18 protein-coding genes, 1 tRNA gene and 3 pseudogenes are annotated in these 18636 nt (G+C 69.8%); 3 read left to right on the top strand and 19 right to left on the bottom strand.

What is annotated here, in order from left to right; genetic code table 11:
- Window positions 1–27 precede the first annotated feature (27 nt).
- The 11 genes from NLX86_RS26220 to NLX86_RS26165 all read right to left on the bottom strand — a co-directional run bounded on the left by NLX86_RS26220 (window position 28) and on the right by NLX86_RS26165 (window position 10372).
- On the bottom strand, window positions 28–663 hold the full coding sequence (locus tag NLX86_RS26220; protein WP_254374255.1) for an NAD(P)-dependent oxidoreductase: 636 nt from the start codon (window positions 661–663) through the stop codon (window positions 28–30).
- Between the two features lie 93 nt (window positions 664–756).
- Window positions 757–939, bottom strand: a complete 183-nt coding sequence (locus tag NLX86_RS34535) for an acyl-CoA carboxylase subunit epsilon (RefSeq protein WP_308409644.1) — start codon at window positions 937–939, stop codon at window positions 757–759.
- A gap of 445 nt (window positions 940–1384) precedes the next feature.
- Window positions 1385–2872, bottom strand: coding sequence for an FAD-dependent monooxygenase (locus tag NLX86_RS26205; RefSeq protein WP_254374254.1), 1488 nt, complete (start codon window positions 2870–2872; stop codon window positions 1385–1387).
- A 2-nt stretch (window positions 2873–2874) separates the two neighbouring features.
- Window positions 2875–3810, bottom strand: a complete 936-nt coding sequence (locus NLX86_RS26200) for an aromatase/cyclase (protein ID WP_254374253.1) — start codon at window positions 3808–3810, stop codon at window positions 2875–2877.
- A gap of 21 nt (window positions 3811–3831) precedes the next feature.
- Window positions 3832–4617: a 3-oxoacyl-ACP reductase gene (locus tag NLX86_RS26195; RefSeq protein ID WP_254374252.1), complete on the bottom strand. Its 786-nt coding sequence runs from the start codon at window positions 4615–4617 to the stop codon at window positions 3832–3834.
- An 88-nt stretch (window positions 4618–4705) separates the two neighbouring features.
- Window positions 4706–4975, bottom strand: coding sequence for an acyl carrier protein (locus NLX86_RS26190; RefSeq protein WP_254374251.1), 270 nt, complete (start codon window positions 4973–4975; stop codon window positions 4706–4708).
- An 84-nt stretch (window positions 4976–5059) separates the two neighbouring features.
- Window positions 5060–6283, bottom strand: a complete 1224-nt coding sequence (locus tag NLX86_RS26185) for a ketosynthase chain-length factor (RefSeq protein ID WP_254374250.1) — start codon at window positions 6281–6283, stop codon at window positions 5060–5062.
- On the bottom strand, window positions 6280–7560 hold the full coding sequence (locus NLX86_RS26180) for a beta-ketoacyl-[acyl-carrier-protein] synthase family protein (RefSeq protein WP_254374249.1): 1281 nt from the start codon (window positions 7558–7560) through the stop codon (window positions 6280–6282). The genes NLX86_RS26185 and NLX86_RS26180 overlap by 4 nt, the downstream gene beginning before the upstream one ends.
- Window positions 7557–7883 carry a TcmI family type II polyketide cyclase gene (locus NLX86_RS26175; RefSeq protein ID WP_254374248.1) on the bottom strand — a complete coding sequence of 109 codons (327 nt, stop codon included), beginning with the start codon at window positions 7881–7883 and terminating at the stop codon, window positions 7557–7559. The genes NLX86_RS26180 and NLX86_RS26175 overlap by 4 nt, the downstream gene beginning before the upstream one ends.
- Window positions 7884–8548: 665 nt before the next feature.
- The gene (locus NLX86_RS26170) at window positions 8549–9340 is read right to left on the bottom strand and encodes a hypothetical protein (RefSeq protein WP_254374247.1); all 792 of its coding nucleotides are present in this window, start codon (window positions 9338–9340) and stop codon (window positions 8549–8551) included.
- A gap of 273 nt (window positions 9341–9613) precedes the next feature.
- On the bottom strand, window positions 9614–10372 hold the full coding sequence (locus NLX86_RS26165; RefSeq protein ID WP_254374246.1) for a TetR/AcrR family transcriptional regulator: 759 nt from the start codon (window positions 10370–10372) through the stop codon (window positions 9614–9616).
- A 63-nt stretch (window positions 10373–10435) separates the two neighbouring features.
- On the opposite strand from NLX86_RS26165, the pseudogene NLX86_RS26160 reads away from it, so the two are divergent.
- Window positions 10436–11102, top strand: a pseudogene (locus tag NLX86_RS26160) (IS5 family transposase); the annotation flags it as partial.
- Here the strand turns inward: NLX86_RS26160 and NLX86_RS26155 are convergent.
- From NLX86_RS26155 to NLX86_RS26120, 8 genes and pseudogenes are all read right to left on the bottom strand, one after another.
- Window positions 11023–11793 (bottom strand): alcohol dehydrogenase catalytic domain-containing protein, encoded by a 771-nt coding sequence (locus NLX86_RS26155; protein ID WP_254374245.1) that lies wholly within the window; start codon window positions 11791–11793, stop codon window positions 11023–11025. The pseudogene NLX86_RS26160 and the gene NLX86_RS26155 sit on opposite strands and share 80 nt — an antisense overlap.
- Before the next feature lie 236 nt (window positions 11794–12029).
- Window positions 12030–12426 (bottom strand): annotated as a pseudogene (locus NLX86_RS26150) (ATP-binding protein); the annotation flags it as partial.
- Between the two features lie 200 nt (window positions 12427–12626).
- On the bottom strand, window positions 12627–14075 hold the full coding sequence (locus NLX86_RS26145) for a DUF2786 domain-containing protein (RefSeq protein ID WP_254374244.1): 1449 nt from the start codon (window positions 14073–14075) through the stop codon (window positions 12627–12629).
- Between the two features lie 103 nt (window positions 14076–14178).
- Window positions 14179–15237, bottom strand: coding sequence for a hypothetical protein (locus NLX86_RS26140; protein ID WP_254374243.1), 1059 nt, complete (start codon window positions 15235–15237; stop codon window positions 14179–14181).
- A gap of 134 nt (window positions 15238–15371) precedes the next feature.
- Window positions 15372–15761: a hypothetical protein gene (locus tag NLX86_RS26135; protein ID WP_254374242.1), complete on the bottom strand. Its 390-nt coding sequence runs from the start codon at window positions 15759–15761 to the stop codon at window positions 15372–15374.
- Complete coding sequence (locus NLX86_RS26130; RefSeq protein WP_254374241.1) at window positions 15758–16027, bottom strand: hypothetical protein; 270 nt, start codon at window positions 16025–16027, stop codon at window positions 15758–15760. The genes NLX86_RS26135 and NLX86_RS26130 overlap by 4 nt, the downstream gene beginning before the upstream one ends.
- A gap of 64 nt (window positions 16028–16091) precedes the next feature.
- A pseudogene (locus tag NLX86_RS26125) lies at window positions 16092–16346 on the bottom strand (ATP-binding protein); the annotation flags it as partial.
- Between the two features lie 150 nt (window positions 16347–16496).
- Window positions 16497–16569: transfer RNA gene (locus NLX86_RS26120), tRNA-Ala, on the bottom strand.
- A 138-nt stretch (window positions 16570–16707) separates the two neighbouring features.
- Between NLX86_RS26120 and NLX86_RS26115 the strand changes: the two genes are divergently transcribed.
- Window positions 16708–17256, top strand: a complete 549-nt coding sequence (locus tag NLX86_RS26115; RefSeq protein WP_254374240.1) for a DNA-binding protein — start codon at window positions 16708–16710, stop codon at window positions 17254–17256.
- Between the two features lie 50 nt (window positions 17257–17306).
- The gene (locus NLX86_RS26110) at window positions 17307–18635 is read left to right on the top strand and encodes a serine/threonine-protein kinase (RefSeq protein WP_254374239.1); all 1329 of its coding nucleotides are present in this window, start codon (window positions 17307–17309) and stop codon (window positions 18633–18635) included.
- Window position 18636: the final 1 nt, after the last annotated feature.

The raw sequence follows: 18636 nt of genomic DNA, 5'->3' as shown, positions 1-18636 counted from the left end.
CAATGGTCTCCTGTTCAGATTCGGGGCTCAGCGTGCGACGCCCACCGGCTGCCGCACCGTCGCCGGGTCGTCCAACATCGCCAGGACGGCGTGGGCAAGGTCGGCCCGGGAAACGGAATGGGCCTTCGGCACGTTGCCGCCGACAACCCTGCGGTACTCCAGGGACAGCGGCCGGTCCAGCAGCCGTGGGGGGCGCACGATCGTCCAGTCCAGGGCGCTGCCCTCGATGAGGTCCTCCATCACCGCGAGATCGTCGTACTGCGGCCGAAATGTCCGGGACACCAAAGGCAGGATCACGGTACGCATCAGCAGGCTCTCCCCCTTGGGGACCGAGCCGACCGGAGCGGCACTCACCGCGAGGAACCGCCGCACCCCACAGTCCTGTGCTGCCTCGACGATCGCCCGGGTCGCCGCCGACGCGATACCCGCACAGGCGTTGCCGCGCGCGCCAAGGGCGGAGATCGCCGCCTCCCGTCCGGTCAGGAGCGGCCGCAGCGCCCCCGGGTCGGTCACGTCGGCGACCCGCACCTCCAGTGCTTCATGCCGGATCGTCAACGCGGCCGGATCGCGCACGACGGCCGTCACCCGGTGACCGGCGCCCAAGGCCTGACGGACAACGTGGATGCCGGTGCCGCCAGTCGCCCCGAAAACGGTGAGCCTCATACGCTTCCCTTCAGCCAGACTTGCCCGGTCTCCCAGGTGTGCGGGGTGTCGCCACCCTCGATGGCGAACAGCAGCGGCTGTGCCCGGGCGCTTTCACGCATCGGCGGGCGACTGCCAACTGCGGGGCGACGGGTACCCCGGTGCCCGCTCGGGGCGCCGCCGGCCCGCGGTGGCCCGGCGCGCCCGACCTGGCGTGGGAGAGCTGGCCTCCTGGCGCGCCAGCAGCACCGTGATCACGACGGCCAGCTCCTCGGCCGTCGGGCGCCCCCTCACCACACGGATCGCTGGGCGGGGATCGCTGTGCTTGCGCACCAGCAGGTCGGCGTGCTTGTCGTGGAGCGTGGCCGGCGATCGGACCAGCACAGAACGTGCCTCAGCGGGGTCGATGACATCGTCGATCAGGCCGCGCTCCACCGCGTGGTAGGCGGTCTCCGGCCCGAAGCCGTCGGCCCGGTGCCGGCGCAGCTGCTCGATCTGGGTGAAGGCCCCCTCGCCCAGCAGCAGGTCGATGCGGTCCCCGGCGGTGAGCTTTCCCTTTGCCCGCTGCCGCTCCGAGGCGGCCGGGTCCACCGTGCGGGCCTGCTCCTTGATCTCGCTCAGCTCGGCGATGAGCTCAGGCATGGGGTCCTTCACCGGGCCCGGCAGCACGCCTGCACCGCCCGCTGGAGCCGGTCCGCGTCGTTTCCTTGCAGTCTTGTTCATGGCAGGCGCTCTCTATTGATCATGTGTTTGGGGTGCCGAACCAACGGTGCAGCGCGGCACGGAGAGGTGTCGTACAGTCGTCGGCCCATGCGACGTGACCGTCGGGGCGCAGCAGGACCGCTCGGACGACCGTGCCGGCGGGTTCGAACGGGGACCCGGTCTCAGGGCCGTGCGGCGTCGCGGCCGATACCATGCGGACCCGGTCCGCCCAACCGGCAACCGCTTCCGGCGGCAGGCCGGCAGCGAAGTCGAGCAGCACCCCACGGCCGGTGCGGAGCAGCTCCGCAGTACTGGACGGGCCGGTCTCGGTCAGCTCCCAGTGCGGCACCCGGCCGCCGAGCAGCGGGGCGTCGCTTCCGTCGGGGTATCGGACGTCCAGGCCGCTGATCATGCCGGCCAGATGCCCGACCACCTCGCCGTGGCCGAGCAGCTCGGCCACGATCGCGCGCATCGGCTCCACCTCCGCGCCGCCGAGCAGCAACGTGGCCTGCGCCTCGATGTTGGCCAGCACACGGCGGCCGACGGCGCGCCGCTCGTCGTGGTAGGTGTCGAGCAGGCCCTGCGGCGCCCAGTCAAGCACCTGCGCCGCCAGCTTCCAGCCCAGATTCACGGCGTCCTGCAGGCCCAGGTTGAGGGCTTGGCCTCCGACCGGCATCTGCACGTGGGCGGCGTCCCCGGCGAGGAGCACCCGGCCGCTGCGGTACCGCTCGGCCAGCCGACGGGCGTTCCCGAACGCGTTCACCCAGATCGGCCTGCCCGCGCCGATGTCCTCCCCGGTGACCCTCGCCCATGTGGCGGCGACCTCCGCGAACTCCGGCTCCCCGGCGCGTGCCGCGGCGGCCCTGCCGAACTCGTGCACCATGACCCGGGTGACCCCGTCGGGCCGACGGTGGGCGATGGCCAGACCGCGCTCGTGGCGTTCGAACCGACGGTCGGGCACGTCGATACCGGCCACGTCGGCACGGAGCAGCTCCCGCGTCGCGTCCGTGCCGAGGAAGGCGAAGCCCGCAAGCCGCCGTACGGCACTGCTCTCACCGTCGCATCCCACCAGGTAGGAGGCCCGAATCCGGACCCGGCCGCCGGGGCCCTCCGCCTCGGCTTCGACCCCCGACTCGGTCTGCCGCAGGCCCACGAGCTCGTGACCGCGCCTGACGACCGCGCCGAGACCTACCGCCCAGTTGCCCAGCAGTTGCTCGGTGCGGGCCTGCGGCACCTTCCACTGGCCCCGGTATCGGCTGTCCAGCCCGCTGAAGTCCAGGCGGATGCCACCGAAGTGCCCGGCCATGTCGTTGGGCGCCGGCCCCAATGCGTCGAGCAGCCCTCGTTGATCGAAGATCTCCATGGTGCGGGCGTGAAGGGTCGACGCGCGGGACTCGGTGGTGGGTTCGGCCAGCCGCTCCAGTACGGTCACCCGCGCCCCGCCGGTCCGTAGTTCACCGGCGAGCATCAGACCGACCGGCCCGGCGCCCACGACGATGACGTCGGTGTCCACAGGGTGCGCGGCCATGGTCAGCGCTTCTTCTCCGCGTAGTCCTTCGCATGGCCGAGGGTGGCCCGGCTGTTGGTGCTCAGCGCGTTGCGGACGTACTCCCGGGCATCCGTGACGCTCGCCTCGGGGCCGAGCACCCGGGCGATGTTGTCAGTGTTGAGGACCACGGTGTGCTGCGAGGAAGCGGCGACGCCCCGCTCGTTCTCCGTGAAGGTCCAGTAGCCGGTGTGCAGCGTCATCAGGGCGGGCAGGGTGACCTGCTTGTACGCGATCCTGTGGTGCGGGAAGGTCACCCGGTACGACTTGGTGGTGTGCGTAGAACCGTCCTGCGCGCGGGTGTCCATCTCCAGGGCCTGCAGCCCCGGGGTGTCCTCGTCCAGGCGGACGCTCGCCACGTGCGGGAGCCGCTCGGCCCACAGCCCCGCCTCGTTGATGAAGTCGTAGACGTCCTTGGCCTGGCCCTGTATCTGGACGGTGTCCTCGAAGGAGAAGGTGATCTCCTCAGAGGCGTGGGCCAGTTCGACGTTCTGCTTCAGGGAGGCGAGTTCGGTACGGGAGTTGCGGTCGACGGCCTCGTCGATCCATTTCAGGCTCTCGGGGTCGTCGCCGACCGCCCGGTAGTCGTGCAGCAGCCGCACCCGGGAAGCCGAGTCGGACAGCGGTTCGACGATCCAGGTGCCGCCCATGGCGGCGACCGGCGGGCTGGAGACCTCCTGCCGGAAGGTGATCCGCAGCTCTCGCGGATCCAGGGTGCGGTGCGACGTCCAGTTCTTGGCCTCGCCGTTGGCGGTAGCCCAGATCCGTATGCGCTCCTCGTCGACGCCTCGCTCCACGTGGTCGACGTAGATGGTGGGCGGGAAGATCCGGGGCCAGTTCTCCACCTCGGCGATCAGCCGGTAGACGGCGGCGGCCGGGGCGTCGACGGCGATCTCGTGCTCGACCATGCGGTTCGTCATTGGTCCTCTTCTCCGCGAATGTCAGAAGTTGCCCAGGCCGCCGCAGACGTTCAGCGCCTGTGCGGTGATGGAGGCGGCGGTGTCGGAGGCCAGGTAGCCGACCAGGCCCGCGACCTCCTCGGGGGTGGAGTAACGGCCCAGCGGGATCTTCGCCTCGAACTTCTCGAGGATGGATTCCTCGCTCGTGTCGTAGGCGGCCGCGTAGCCCTGGCGGACGCGTTGCGCCATCGGGGTCTCGACATAGCCGGGGCAGACGGCGTTCACGGTGATCCCGGTCGGGGCCAGTTCGTTGCCGAGCGACTTGGTGAAGCCGACGACGCCGTGCTTGGAGGCGGAGTACGGGGCACCGAGCACCACGCCCTGCTTTCCGGCGGTGGAGGCGATGTTGATGATCCGGCCGCGGTCCTTGTGCCGCATGCCGCCGGTGTTGAGCACCTCACGGGTCATCAGGAACACACTGTTGAGGTTGGTGTTGATGACGTCGAACCAGAGCTCGTCGGCGATGTCGGCGGTGACCCCACCACCCGATCGGCCCGCGTTGTTGACCAGCACGTCGATCGGGCCGAAGCGGTCGACGGCCTGCTGCACGAAGCGGTGGATGTCCTCCGCGGAGCGGACGTCGCACGGGGCGCCGTCGACGTCGAGTCCCTCGTCGACGAGCTCCTTCACGGTACGGGTCACGCCATCCTCCGTGCGGGCACAGAGGAACACGCGGTGGTCCTGGCGGGCCAGCAGCCTGGCTACCTCCAGCCCGATGCCGCTGGTGGCGCCGGTGACGATGGCGACCTTCGGATTCTGCTCCGTCATGCTGTCTCCTGACTGCGTTGGTGGGCGACGCCGGGCACGGCGGCCGGGGCACGGCCGTGCGGGGCGCGAAGTGGACCGGGGCGCGGGATCAGACGACGCCGGACGGCACCAGCGCGCCGTTGACGGCCTCGATCAGAGCGCGCGGCGTTTTGGCGTCGGTCAGCGTGTCGTCGTCCAACGTCACATCGAACTCGCGTTCTATGCGGCTGCCGGTCTCCAGCATGGCCAACGACTCGTAGCCGAGCGACTCGAAGTCGATGTCGAGGATGTCTCCGTCGAGGTCGACACTTTCGTCCGCGCCGGCTCCCTCGCGCAGGATGCGCTTCAGGTCATCGACGGTGAACTCGTGGGCAGACATGAATGGCTGTCCTTTCATCTCGGTGGGACGGTCACTGCGGGGGTCGGGCCAGGGGGTGTCCGGCGGGTCAGGGCCGGACTCCCCCTAGACGGCGCGTGCCACCAGCGCGGAGTTGAAGCCGCCGTGGCCGCGGGCGATCACCAGGGCGGAGCGGACCGTCGCGGTGCGCTCCTCTTCGACGACCAGGTCCAGGTCGTACTGGGGGTCGGGGGTGACGCCGATGGAGGGCGGGATCACTCCGTCGCGCATGGCGAGGAACGCGGCGGCCGCGTCTAGCGGTCCCGCGCCCGAGTAGAGGCGTCCGGTCATCGTCTTGGGCGCGGTGACCGGCACGGCCCGCGGACCGAACACCCGGGAGATCGCCTCGGCCTCGACACGGTCCAGTTCGGGGGTCGCGGCCGCGTCGGCGAACACCACGTCGATCTCCTCCGGGGCGATGCCCGCGTCGGCCAGCGCCAGTTCGATCGCCCTGGCCAGCCCGGGGGGACGGCCGCTGCCCGGCCGGGGGTCCAGGGTGGAGCCGAATCCGGCGATCTCTCCGTAGACCACCCGGGCCCCTCGGGCACGGGCGCTCTCCAGATCCTCGAGGACCAGCAGCGCCCCGCCCTCCCCCGGCACATGTCCTCGCGCGGCGGCGTCGAAGGGCAGATACGCCCGCTTCTCATCCTCACTCGTGCTCAGCCGGCCGCTTGCCATCTGGGCGACCCAGCCCCACGGGCAGATCGAGGCGTCGACGGCCCCGGTCATCACCAGCCCGGTGCCCTTACGGATCTGACGTCGCGCCTGGGCGATCGCGTCGAGCCCGCCCGCCTGGTCGCTGACGACCACACCGCTCGGGCCGCGCATGCCGTTGCGGATGGAGATCTGGCCGCTGTTGACCGCGTAGAACCAGGCGAAGGACTGGTAGGCGCTCACGTAGCGGCTGCCCTTGCTCCACAGTGCCTGCAACTCCCGCTGACCGAACTCGAACCCGCCCGACGAGCTGGCCGTGATCACGCCCATGTCGTACTCGGGCCTCTCCTGCGGGTCGACACCCGCGTCGGCGAGCGCCCAGTCGGCGCTCGCCAGAGCGATCCGGGTCATCCGGTCGGTCTGTGGCAGCAGCCGCCCCGGCAGATGGTCCTCGGCGACGAAGTCGTCGATCTCCCCCGCCAGTTGGGCCGGGTACTGCGCGGGGTCGAACCGCGAGATACGGCCGATGCCGCTGACCCCCTTGCGGGCCGCCGCCCAATACGTTTCCGTGCCACAGCCGTTGGGGGCGGCCACGCCCAGACCGGTGACCACGGTTCTGACGGCGGCGCCGCTCATGCCGCGCTCCTTTCGGGACGGGCCAGCACCATCGCGCTCTGGAAACCGCCGAAGCCACTGCCCACCGAGAGCACGGCATCGGTCCGCCAGTCACGTGCCGTCAACGGCACGTAGTCCAGGTCGCACTCGGGGTCGGGCGTGTGCAGGTTGGCGGTCGGCGGCACGACACCGTGTTCCATCGCGAGCGCGCTGGCCGCGATCTCGATCGAACCGATGGCACCCAGCGAGTGACCGACCATCGACTTGATCGAGCTGACGGGCACGCGGTAGGCGTGCTCGCCCAGGCTGCGTTTGAAGGCGGCGGTCTCGTGCCGGTCGTTCTGTTTGGTGCCCGAGCCGTGCGCGTTGATGTAGTCGACGTCGTCCGGATTGAGCCGGGCCTCGTTCAGGGCGACCCGGATCGCCTCGGCCATCTCCCGCCCCTCGGGGCGCAAGCCCGTCATGTGGAAAGCGTTGCTGCGCGTGGCGTAGCCGGCGATCTCCGCGTAGACGTGCGCGCCGCGGCGTCTGGCACAGTCCAGTTCCTCCAGGACGAAGACGGCCGCCCCCTCGCCCAGGACGAATCCGTTGCGGGTGCGGTCGAAGGGACGGGAGGCGTGCTCCGGATCGTCGTTGCGCGACGTGGTCGCCTTGATCGCGTCGAAGCACGCCACCGTGATCGGTGAGATGGGGGCGTCCGACGCGCCGGCCACCATGACGTCGGCCGAGCCCTCACGGATGAGCTCGGCGGCGTAGCCCACCGCGTCCAGCCCGGAGGTGCAGCCGGTGGAGACCACCGTGGCGGGGCCTTCGGCACCCACGGCCCACGCCACCTCGGCGGCGAAGGAGCTGGGCACCAAGTAGTTGTAGAGGTGCGGGACGGCGTAGGTGTGGTCGACGAGTTCGAGCCGGCCGCTGTCGCTGACGGTGCGGTACTCCTCGTCCAGCCCCATGGTGGCGCCGACCGCGCTGCCGATTGTCACACCGGTGCGATGCGGATCGAGGGCGGTGAGGTCCAGTCCGCTGTCCGCCACCGCCTCGCGTGCCGTCACCACGGCGAACTGCGCGGCCCGGTCCATCCGCCGGATCTCCTGGGTGCTGAGCCCGAGGAGTTCGGCGTCGAAGTCGGCCTCCGCGGCGACCTGTGAGCGGAACGGGGTCGGGTCGAAGAAGCTGATGCGGCGGGTGGCGGTGCGGCCGTCGGTCAGCAGGCTCCAGAAGTTCTTGACGCCCACCCCACCGGGCGCGGTGACGCCGATTCCGGTGATGGCGACCCGCCGGCCATGCGGCGCGCTCACCGTGCGGTCCAGTCGTAGAAGCGCTCCGCCATCGCGTCTGCGGGAGAGCGCCAGGTCGCCGGGTCGTAGGCGGTGATGAACGGTTTCAGGTCGTTGCTGATGGCGACGAACCGGGAGTCGGTCTTCGCCCCCTCGATGCGCTCGCCACCGTCTTCGCCGTCGAAGTCCTGCAGGTGGAAGTACAAGCCGCGGTACGAGAAGAGCTGTCGGCGCCTGGTTCCCATCCGATGCGGCATCTCCGTGTCATCGAAGGCGCCGAAGAGGTTCGCGACCTCCGTGGCCGAGTGGGGTTCCATCCGGGCCACGATCAACGTGCTGTGCATCCAAATCTCCTTGTCGGGATGAGCAGATCCGGGAAGGGCCGAGTCCGGGAGGGGCCGAGCCGGCGCTCGAGCGCCATGGGCGTGCCGTGGTGGCTGCCGGGCGCGGGCCCGGGCCACGTGTACGTCGGGGCGGACGAGGACAGCGTGCGGTTCCTGGGTGTTGCTGGTCTTCCGGCTGCCGGTCACCAACTCCAGGTGCGGCATGCGCGTTCCCAGCCGTGGATGGCTGCAGGGGCCGACGCCGTAGCGGATGTCAGCCCCCCGCTCGCACGCACCCTGCGAGCATCGTCTCGGTGGATGGGTACGACGAAGCGGCGCACCGGAATATCCAATCGGTGCGCCGCACGAGTAATGCAGTAATTTCACTTCGGGCCGGATGGGGAATACCCCCGAAACGGCCTTCGCTTGTCCTGGCCACCGAATCGACACAGTGCTGAGGAAGTTACTGAACAGCTTCTTCGGAGAACCGGCGGATGTCAATGCCCATTTCTCCAAGCAGCGACAGGGCTGAGTCAGAGAATGGTTAAATCCCGCTGCGCGGGCAACGCGGTTTCACCTGGCCAGGGTGCGGATGCCCGCGGTTTCGCCCGCGCCCGCGCATCCTCCGGAAAACGAGAGCGGGCACGGCGCCGAGCCGTGCCCGCTCGTCCTGGAGGACCGATCCGTCAGGAGCGACCGCCGGTGCGCGCTCCGAGAGACCGCAGGACGTCCTCATCGTGGTAGAAGGTGCGGCCCTTGCCCGTACGCCGTCGCCACCGCTGCTCGCTGGCATGGCGGTACACGCTCCCGGAGGGGGTCCCCCACAGCAGGGAGATGTCCCGGGCGCTCAGCCACCGCACCGTCGGTGCCGGGAGCGCCGGGCCGGCCTGCCGCTCCGGCCGCTGCGTCCGGTCCGCCGACGCGCCGCGGCTCAGCGCCATCCACTCCTGCGCGGACCAGCGGTGCGCTGGAACCGCGGCGCAGCTGACCTCGACCGGCGGATCGGCCCGGTCGGAGACGCGCACCGCGGCCGTCAACTCGCCCTCGCAGTCCGCCACGACGCACGTCCCGACGCGCATGCCTGAGCCGCGGGACGGGTCGATCACGTACAGCGCCCGGCGTACCGCTCGCGCCACCTCCTCGGACAGCTCACCTGCGGCTTCGTGGGCGGCCAGCCACCCAGCGTGCCGGATCAGGAACTCGACGACGCCGGCCACCGTGTCCCGGGGCGCGGCGACGACGCGCTCCCCGACGACCAGCCCGGCCCAGGAGCGCAGCACACCGAGGATCCCGGAGCGGGCCTCGGCCGCCGAGGTGTTGAAGGGGAGCCCGGGCACCGAGCCGCCGCCGGACGTACGGTCGCGCGGCCGGTGGGAACCCCCAAGGAGCAGTCCGCACTCGTCGTACAGGCGGGGCAGCCGCGTCAGATCGCTAGTCAGGCGGAGGCCGCAGGCCGAGCAGAGCCGGGTTCCGGCCACGGCGAGGTCTCGGGGACGCCCCGATGCCTCACTTCTGCTGCGGCATGCGATGCCCTCGCATGCCGCGAGGTGCGCCACCGCGTAAGGCGCTCGTGTCGTGTCATTGAATTCGCGTGTCATGTTGCCCCCGTCTCGAGTGGGACGAATGTATTTCGCGCATTCAATGACAGGCAAGGAAAGGCCCGCTCTATGTCAATCCTCTGTAGCGGGCCTTTCATTATTTTGATGGAACTGTCTTGCACATGTAGATCGACTGAAACCGATCGACGTCCGTCACATTTCGGACGGCGCGTGATCGATTTTCAGCCGAGCGGCGATACCGTCAAGGACACAGTCCAGGCCGATTTCGAACTGCCATTGTGGATCGTTCTTGCGGGCAGCCTCTCCGAGGTAGCGCTCACACATCGGGTAACGGCCGGTCTTCATCAGCCAGGCCATCTGCGGGGCCAGTTCGGAGCGCGCCTCCTCCTGGCTGGACCACCCTCTCGCCCGCAGCAACTGGTTCAGGCCGATCTCCAAGTCGACGGCGCCCCGCACATAGGAGGTGACGGTGCTGTAGACCGCCATGGAGGTATCGGCGTCGAACCGGTTACCGGAGAGCACGGCCAGTGCACCCTCCAGTACGGCCAGCTGGTTCGGAGTGGGCCCGCACCAGTCGGCCCGAGGCACCCAGGGATGCTGCAGGGACACAGCGCGCAGACGCAGGGCCAGCGCCCGGGTGGCCTGCCGCCAGTCGGCCTCCCCGGAGGGGAGCTCCAGCTCTCCATACGCGTGGTCGATCATCAGCTCCAGGAGCTCGTCCTTACCGGTGACGTAGCGGTACGCGGCCATGGGCACGACGCCCAGAGCGGAGGCGAGGCGTCGCATCGTGACGGCGTCCAGGCCCTCGGCGTCAGCGATGGCCACCGCCGCCTTGGCGATCCGCTCGGGGCTCAGCGAGGTGCGGGGGGCTGGCGCCGGCCGATCGAGCCGCTCCCACAGAGGGGTGCTCTCGCGGTCCTTGCTCATGTCCTGCCTGTCCCTGGTGGGCATCGACGGGACTCCTTCCACTTAAGAGGGTCGTTTCCTATGGCACCGGCGGTCCTTGGATCGGCCATGACGGATCTGATTGAGCGGCTGGTGCCGGACGAGTTGTGGGTCTTGTTCCGGCGCGTAGTGCCGTCGACCGACGTCATACGTCCGCAGGGTGGGGGACGCAGGCGAGCGGGGGATAGCGAGGTCCTGGCAGCGATCGTCTTCGTGGCCACCTGGGCGGCACCCGGGCGGCACCTGGCAGACGGTCTACCAGCGTCTCGCCTAATGGAGCCAGGGCCGTGGCTGGGCTCGGCTCCACCGTGTCATCGTCCACGAACTCGGCGCCCGGGGAGAGCCGGACTGGACAATGCGCAATAGACCCCGTCAGCGTCCGGGCTTCAACAGGGGGCCGATTACGGGGCCAAATCCGACCGACCGCAGTAAGAAGGTCACCGAAGATCTACCTGATCAGCAGCCGGAACGGCCTTTCTCTGTCACTGGGCGTCTCTGGTGCCAACCTGCCCGACAGTCAAGCCCTGGAGCCGCTTATGGGCGGCATTCCTCCCGTCCGCTCACCCGTGGGCCGCACAGGCGACGCTCCGGCAAGCTGCACGCCGACAAGGGCTACGACTACGATCACCTGCGCCGATGGCTCCGCAGCCGCAGCATCACGCACCGCATCGCCCGCAAGGGCATCGAGTCCTCACAGCGATTGGGCCGTCACCGTTGGGTGGTCGAGAGAAGCCTCCCGACGCCGTCGAGGACGACGCTGAAACCGACCGCGCGGCGCAGGCTTTCGGCCCACCCGTCGGCGGTGTATCGACGACAGTGTCCGCACCGAGACCGCTCACCAGGCGCGTCTTCTCCTCACCGGCGGCGCCGACGACCTTGGCGCCCACCCGGAGGGCGGCTTGGACGAACAGCGCGCACATGCCTCCGGCCGCTGACATCACGAACACGGTGCCGTCCGGCGTCAGTGCGGCGACCGGCAGGACGCCAAGCGCCGAGGCGCCGGTCGTGAGCATCGCGACGGCCACCGCGTAGCCCAGGCCGTCGGGCACCGGGTGAGCGGCTCCGGCATCCGCTACCGCAAGCTCGGCGTAACCTCCTCCCCCTTCCAGGGAGGCGACGACGCGGCGCCCCACCCAAATCTCCTCAACGCCCGAGCCGACGGCGATCACGTCACCGGCCACCTCGGAACCGGGAACATGGGGAAGGGCAGAGGGCTGGTGCCACCCGAAGGACTCGCCTCGGAAGAGGGCGCTCTCGGCGACCTGAACGCCGGCAGCGCGTACGTCAATCAGGAGTCGCCCAGGACCGGGCACAAGGTCAGCGACCGACCCTTGAAGGCCAGATTGTCCACAGGGCCGTAGGCGAGCGGCCGTATCGCATGCAACTTGAAGTCCCCGTCTGGTGGGTCGAGTCCCCCGTAGTCTCATTCCTCAAGCACTCTTGAGGTCAAGCCCTGGGCAGGCGACGCCGAACACACACCTCTCACGGCGCGAAAGCTGCCCGCCGACTACCGCCGCCTCGCCAAAGGAAGCAACGTCCAAAAACTGCATCGACCGCTAGGCCGCCGAGATCCGCAGCGCCCTCGACGCCGGCCCGCCCCGCACCGCCGCCTGACGGCTTCCCTCATCCACGGTCCGTAGCCACCCGTGCGCGCACAGGCCTGTCACGTTCCGTAGAGAGTGGGCAGATCTACCAGGAGGAGGTCGTCGCGCCGGTCGGCCAAGTCGATCAGGTCGGAGTAGAAGCCGTGCAGGGAGTACAGGGCCAGCGTGGTGCCGACGGTGTCGTACCCCTGATCGGCGAGCAGGGTACGGATGCACTCCAGGCGCTCCAGGTCCCCGGTCCCCCGGCGGTCGCCTTAACCTCACCCAGGAGCGCGATCTTCGCGCGGGGGGGGCCTGCGGGCGCTCGCCGGCGGCCAGCGCGATGACGTCGACCTCGCGCTTCGTCCGGGCGGCCTGATCGGCGACCTCGGTGGTGCCGACCGGGCCGGGCAGTCCGCCGGGCAGCAGGGTGTGGGCGTAGCGGCGGGTGAACTCCGGGGCCAGGTCCTCGAAGTTGGACAGCACGTCACGCCAGTCCGTCAGGCGCAGGCTCCCGGGCCTCAAGCCGGCGTAAGTGGCGACCGCGTCACTAAACCGCAACACAAAAAGCCTATGAACACTGGGCTCAATCCCACCATCACGACTATTTGCGCAAATCAACAAGCTCGCTGCCGTAGAGGGCATCCGGCGGCCTTGTTGCCCGCTGCCCAGGATGGTCATGTGAGCTCCCCGCTCTCCGTACCGAGGGTGGCACGGTCGGCTGCCGCCCGGCCGCTCGTCCAGCCTTCCCAGTCGCTGACGCCCGAGGACCGGGAGTAGGAGAGCTGAGGGAAGATCCGTTCGGTCTCTTCCTCGACCGCCTGGTGCCGGGCGGCGAGGACGGGCAACAGTGTCTTCTCGCCGGTGGCACCCCCCGTCCGCCCGACTGTTGACGTGCCCTGCGCGGCCACTGCCTCGTCCGTGGCGTGCGCGGTCGCCTCGGTGAGCCGCTCACCGATCCGGGTCGCGTACGAGGTCAGGAACGAGGAACGGAAGGAGCGGGTGCGGCTGCCGCCGCCCGCGTGACTGCGCCCGCCCTCGGCCTGCAGGGCGGCAGTCACCTGGACCAGAAGCGAGGTATACAGCAACTCCACCGCGTCCAGATCGGCTTCGAAGCCGATGACGGTGGCGAAACCGAGGTTCTTGGACCACACCGAACGGCAGCGGTTCGCGGCGGCCACCACCTCGAGCAGCACCGCCTTGGGCTGCTCGTACGGGTTCTCCACGCCCACCCGGATGCCGGCCGGGGCGTCCCGGCGCCCACCCCGCGCGGCCAGCAGGGCCTCGCTGATGCTGTGCTCGGCCATCAGCTGCTGTGCCTTGGCAGTGAGCGCCTCGGCCTCCTCGGGGAACTCCGTCGACTCCGCCTTGGTCAGCAGCGCGCGGATACGCCCCAGCATCCGGGCCGCCTCGGGTGACGCGGGCCGGGCCGCCGTAGCGGTGGCCGACGTGTTCGGCGGCGGGCAGAGAACCTCAAGCGCGGGCAGCCAGGACAACAGCCGCAGCAGCTCGAACAGGCAGCTCGCGAGGGCCAGATGGTTCAGCTTCTCGCGGGCCGCGAGGGCTGGCAGCCATTCCTCGTCCGACCCCCACCACGGGTGCGCCTCGAGCTCGTTCAGCTGTGCGGCCCAGCGGTACTCAAGACCGGCGGCCGCGTACCGCCGAGCCTCGGCAGCGATCATGTCCACGGCCAGACGGCCATGGCGCGCCTTGAGTTCCTTGCGTACCGCCCGTACGACATCGGCCGGCTGCCAGCCCGTACGCCACAGGGCGCCGAAGAGCCGGTCGGTCATCGCGAGCACGGCCCGGCTGAGCGGCGGCCTGCGCCGCTCGGAGGAGGCCAGCCAGGACGCGGCGACGACGATCTCCCGCTCGGCGTGCTCCTCGGGCGCCTCGATCACGTCATGGACCGTATGTTCCAGCTCGTCGGCGAGTGAAGGCTTTCGTGGCGGCGGCACGAAACCGAACGGCCCGTCCTGCGCATCGCCGAACGTGCCACCCCCGAAGACACCGCCGAACCCGAAAGCACTGCCAGAGGGCGCCGACTGCCCCTGCTCCCGCGATCGCGCCTGCTGACGACGCTGCTTCTGCTTGGCCCTGCGGCGCTCTTGATTGCGCTTGCCCATGGGGTACTCGTCCCGCCGTCCTCACTCACCTGCCTGACGCGTCCAGTCTGGCAGTCCGCGACACGGTGCCGAAGACCGCGATGCCGCCCCGGGAGGTCTCAGCTCAGAGGCCGTGCCGTGCCATGCCCGCCCGAGCGCTCTCCGGCACCACGGCGCCGGTCTGTGCGGCGAGGTCGTGCAGCTCCTCGTGGCCAGGGAGTTCGGCCAGACCTTCCTCGACCAGGTCGCGCGCCCGCTGTGTCTCGCCGCGCTGCCGGGCCAGCTTGGCCTGGAAGAGGCGGTGTTCCGCGCCGGCGAACGCCGGGTGTCCGGCGATCTTGTCCAGGCGGTCCGCCGCGTCGTAGTCCACCAGCCGCTCGAGCAGCATCCCGTTCCACTCGGCCAGACTGCGGGCCCGGTCCTTGCGCAGGTAGTCCACCGAGCCGTAAGAGGCCCGGGCGTGACCGGGATCGGTCTGTGCCACCTCGTCCAGGGCCCGCAGGTATCCGTCCGCGCACTCCACCCACGCTCCGGGGTCGCGCAGCAGCCGTTCGAGTACGACGGCCAGGGTGGTCTCCTTCTCGCTGACCTTGCCCCAGCCCGACCGCGTCCAGCCGTACGGGGACTCCCAGCGCACCAGTTGCTCCATGGCCTGCTCGGCGAGCCCGTCCACGCCCCGCAGTTCCAGGACCCGGCCCCACAGCCGGGCCACCACGTCGGAGGCGACGAAACCCGCCGCTTCCATCGGGTCCTCGGAGCGGAAGTGGTCGTAGGACTTCACCTCGACGGCCAGGTCGACCAGGTCGGCCACCGCCTCCCGCGCGGGCCCGCACTCCTGGGCCGCCAGCGCGGCCTGCGCATCAGCGGCCAGACGCCGGAAGGTGAACCGCCAGCCCGACCGCTCGCGGGGCGAGACCCGCCGGTCACCGGCCATGTACGAGCCCGTACGGGCCAGCGCGGTGAAGCCGCGCACCTCATCGAGAACCCGCTGCGGATCGGGCGGCCCGCTCGTCACCGGACGGCGCGGGGCCGGTGCCACCGGGGCGGTCTCCGCCTCGATCCGCTCCCGCACCGGGACTGCCGAGCGCCAGTACACCGCCCACAGGGCCTTCTTCAGCCGCGCCTCGTCCAACACGTCCAGCCGCGCGTAGAACTCCTCGCGGTTCATCCGGTTCATCGCCATGCCTCCGATCGTAGAAGGCGACGCGGAGACGTCGGCCACCCTGATGCGCTCGGCTCAGCGCGACGTCATGCGGGCCGTAGCGTTGCCCGGACTCATGGGCCGTGGCCACGTGGGCGCGCGTCACAGCGGCTGGTTCAGCGGTTGAGATCGAAGATCCGGACCCCTGACCCTTGGTACGCCTCAAGGGCGACTGTCGCGACCAGAGCGTCATTCTCAGGGTCGAGGAGGAGGTTCCGCGCACCGTGGATCGCCGCAGCGACCCCCAGCGGGACACCTTCGCGGTGCAGCGACATCACCCCGTAGGTTCCGGCGTAGTCGAGATCGAGGGTGTGGAGCACTTCGAGTTGCCCGATGTGCTCGATGATCCCAGGCTTTTCACGCTCGGCTTCGACAAGGGACAGCAGAGGGACCCACAGCCGTGCGTCCGGTTCGGCATAGGCACGGTGGATGAGACCGGACAGCTGCTTGTTGCCACCGAGCCCAAGGAGGGTGGGAGTGTCGAGAACGTAGTGCGTGAGGTTCACCGGCCGACGGTCTCCGCACGGTGTGCGGCAGCGGCTGCGCGCATCTTGTGCCCCATCTCGGCGCTCTCCTCGTCGGTGACGTAGTGCCCGAAGTGCTCGGCCATATAGGCGCGGGCCCGCTCCGCACGCTCACGGCGCTCTTCGGGGGTGAGGGTGGACTGGGCGAATTCCTCGATGACAGCACGCATGGATGTGCCGCGCGCCTCGGCAAGCACGGCGAGACGGTCCCGGACTTCCGCCGGCACACGGATCATGACATCAGACATAGCGCGAGTATACGTGCGCGTAGACGCCGCGGGCACTACTTCCGCATATCCGGACTCCCACAACGCCGTAGAGGGTGGGCAGGTCGACGAGGCGCGGGTTCGTCGCGACGGGCGGCCAGCTCGAAGAGGTCGGGGCAGAAGGTGTGCAGGGAGTACAGGCGCCAGGGCAGTACCGGTGGCGCCGTAGCCCTGGTCGGCGACCAGAAGGGTGCGTATGCGCTCCAGGCGCTTGAGGTCGCCGGTGCCGCGGCGGGCGGCCGTCGCCTTGGCCTCGCCCGATGAGGGCGATGCGGACGCGGGGCGCCTGCGGGCGCTCGCCCAGCCAGGGATCTACGGGGAGCAAAAAGCCTTCGCACCCCTGAAGAATCAAGGGCTCCCACACTCCAAGTGGGCATCAACGCGCCCACCGATGGGCACGAAAAACACCCCCTGAAACCGCGTTTACGCAGGTCAGAGGGCATTTACGGGGTGGAGCCTAGGGGAGTCGAACCCCTGACATCTGCCATGCAAAGACAGCGCTCTACCAACTGAGCTAAGGCCCCGAAACGGCGCACTGGGCGGCCGCCGCAGAACAGAGTACCGGGTGACCCCCTGTATCCCGCAAAATGAATAGGACTCCCCGTGGGCGACCACGCTCCGTAGGATGCACGCGAGGTTCGCACCAGCGAAGGGGAGACGCAGTGGATGCAGCACAACAGGAGACGACGGCGAGAGCCAGAGAACTGCAGCGCAGTTGGTACGGGGAGCCGCTGGGGGCGCTCTTCCGTAGGCTCATCGACGACCTCGGCCTGAATCAGGCCCGGCTTGCGGCGGTACTCGGACTGTCCGCGCCCATGCTGTCCCAGCTGATGAGCGGCCAGCGCGCCAAGATCGGCAACCCGGCCGTGGTCCAGCGCGTCCAGGCCCTGCAGGAGCTGGCAAGCCTGGTGGCCGACGGCAGCGTCAGCGCCGCCGAGGCCACCGACCGGATGGACGAGATCAAGAGGTCCCAGGGCGGTTCGGTGCTCAGCAACAGCAGCCAGACGACGAGTAGTTCCGGCGCCCCCACGGTGCGCCGGGTGGTGCGGGAAATCCAGTCCCTGCTGCGCTCGGTGGCGGCGGCCGGCGACATTATCGATGCCGCGGACACCCTCGCACCGACCCAGCCGGAACTGGCAGAGTTCCTCCGGGTGTATGGCGCCGGGCGTACCGCGGACGCGGTCTCCCACTACGAGGCGCATCAGGGCTGAACGAGGCAGACGAAGCGGCAGGAAGTCGGACGGGGAGCGGGCGCAGCACAATGGGTGAGGTCTTTGCCGGTCGGTACGAGCTGATCGATCCGATCGGACGCGGTGGAGTAGGCGCGGTCTGGCGTTCCTGGGATCATCGGCGCCGCCGGTATGTGGCGGCCAAGGTGCTCCAGCAGAGCGACGCGCATACCCTGCTGCGCTTCGTGCGTGAACAGGCGCTGCGGATCGACCACCCCCACGTACTCGCCCCTGCCTCGTGGGCTGCGGACGACGACAAGGTGCTGTTCACCATGGACTTGGTGAGCGGCGGATCGCTCGCCCATGTCATCGGCGACTACGGCCCTCTGCCTCCTCGCTTCGTCTGCACGTTGCTGGACCAGCTGTTGGCCGGTCTCGCCGCGGTGCACGCGGAAGGCGTGGTGCACCGGGACATCAAGCCGGCCAACATCCTGCTGGAGGCCACCGGGACGGGGCGGCCGCATCTGCGGCTGTCCGACTTCGGCATCTCGATGCGCAAGGGTGAGCCGCGCCTGACCGAGACCAACTATGTGGTGGGCACGCCCGGTTATTTCGCTCCGGAGCAAATGCTGGGCGCGGAGCCGGATTTCCCGGCCGACCTCTTCGCGGTCGGCCTGGTCGCGCTCTATCTGCTGCAGGGCCAGAAGCCGGACTCCCAGGCCCTGGTCGAGCACTTCGCCGCGTACGGCACTCCTGGCGCGCCGCAGGGTATTCCGGAGCCGCTGTGGCAGGTGATCGCCAATCTGCTCCAGCCGGACCCGCAGGCCCGCTTCCGTACGGCAACGGGCGCCCGTAAGGCGCTGACCGCGGCAGCCGAGATGCTTCCGGAGCCGGGTCCCGACGACGATCCGGTCGAAGTTTTCGACCAGATCGGCCCGCTCCCGGCCGGGTTCGGCCCGAACGGCCCCGAGCCGGCCGCCCAGTCGACCCCACAACCCCAGCCGCCCGCTCAGCAGTCCCCCGCGATGTCGGAGACGGGCAGCTTTCATCTGGCCCCGCCCCCACAGCAGGCCACATCGCTCCCTCAGCCGGCGCAGCCGTCCACTCCCCCCACCCCGATCCCCGCCCCGATCCCAGCCCCGACGTCCTACGCGGCCCCCGCCCCCGTACCCGCGCATGCGGCCTCCCCCCTCTCCGCCGCCGCGTACGACCCGTCTCAGGCCCCGACGTCAGCGGTGCAGCACGACAATCCCCTCACTCATCCATACACCGCTCAGGGCCCGCAGGTTCCCGCTCGGACGGCGCCCGTACCCGCGCCCGCCGAACGGCGACCGGGACCGCCCCCGAAGGTGGCGATCCCGGTGCTGCTGGTGGCGCTGCTGTGTTTCGCGGTGGGCATCTGGGCGCTGACCCAGTCCTGAA

Source organism: Streptomyces sp. A3M-1-3, from assembly GCF_024213665.1.
Classification (GTDB): Bacteria; Actinomycetota; Actinomycetes; order Streptomycetales; family Streptomycetaceae; genus Streptomyces.
This window is presented reverse-complemented; position numbering and strand designations above follow the sequence as displayed.

What these genes read in the sequence shown, in the direction of transcription:
- NLX86_RS26140 (WP_254374243.1), bottom strand. Translation starts at nt 15,237, where the DNA reads ATGGCGATGAACCGGATGAACCGCGAGGAGTTCTACGCGCGGCTGGAC.
- NLX86_RS26165 (WP_254374246.1), bottom strand. Translation starts at nt 10,372, where the DNA reads ATGCCCACCAGGGACAGGCAGGACATGAGCAAGGACCGCGAGAGCACC.
- NLX86_RS26185 (WP_254374250.1), bottom strand. Translation starts at nt 6,283, where the DNA reads ATGAGCGGCGCCGCCGTCAGAACCGTGGTCACCGGTCTGGGCGTGGCC.
- NLX86_RS26155 (WP_254374245.1), bottom strand. Translation starts at nt 11,793, where the DNA reads ATGAGACTACGGGGGACTCGACCCACCAGACGGGGACTTCAAGTTGCA.
- NLX86_RS26200 (WP_254374253.1), bottom strand. Translation starts at nt 3,810, where the DNA reads ATGACGAACCGCATGGTCGAGCACGAGATCGCCGTCGACGCCCCGGCC.
- NLX86_RS26220 (WP_254374255.1), bottom strand. Translation starts at nt 663, where the DNA reads ATGAGGCTCACCGTTTTCGGGGCGACTGGCGGCACCGGCATCCACGTT.
- NLX86_RS26175 (WP_254374248.1), bottom strand. Translation starts at nt 7,883, where the DNA reads ATGCACAGCACGTTGATCGTGGCCCGGATGGAACCCCACTCGGCCACG.
- NLX86_RS26190 (WP_254374251.1), bottom strand. Translation starts at nt 4,975, where the DNA reads ATGTCTGCCCACGAGTTCACCGTCGATGACCTGAAGCGCATCCTGCGC.
- NLX86_RS26145 (WP_254374244.1), bottom strand. Translation starts at nt 14,075, where the DNA reads ATGGGCAAGCGCAATCAAGAGCGCCGCAGGGCCAAGCAGAAGCAGCGT.
- NLX86_RS26205 (WP_254374254.1), bottom strand. Translation starts at nt 2,872, where the DNA reads ATGGCCGCGCACCCTGTGGACACCGACGTCATCGTCGTGGGCGCCGGG.
- NLX86_RS26130 (WP_254374241.1), bottom strand. Translation starts at nt 16,027, where the DNA reads ATGTCTGATGTCATGATCCGTGTGCCGGCGGAAGTCCGGGACCGTCTC.
- NLX86_RS26195 (WP_254374252.1), bottom strand. Translation starts at nt 4,617, where the DNA reads ATGACGGAGCAGAATCCGAAGGTCGCCATCGTCACCGGCGCCACCAGC.
- NLX86_RS26110 (WP_254374239.1), top strand. Translation starts at nt 17,307, where the DNA reads ATGGGTGAGGTCTTTGCCGGTCGGTACGAGCTGATCGATCCGATCGGA.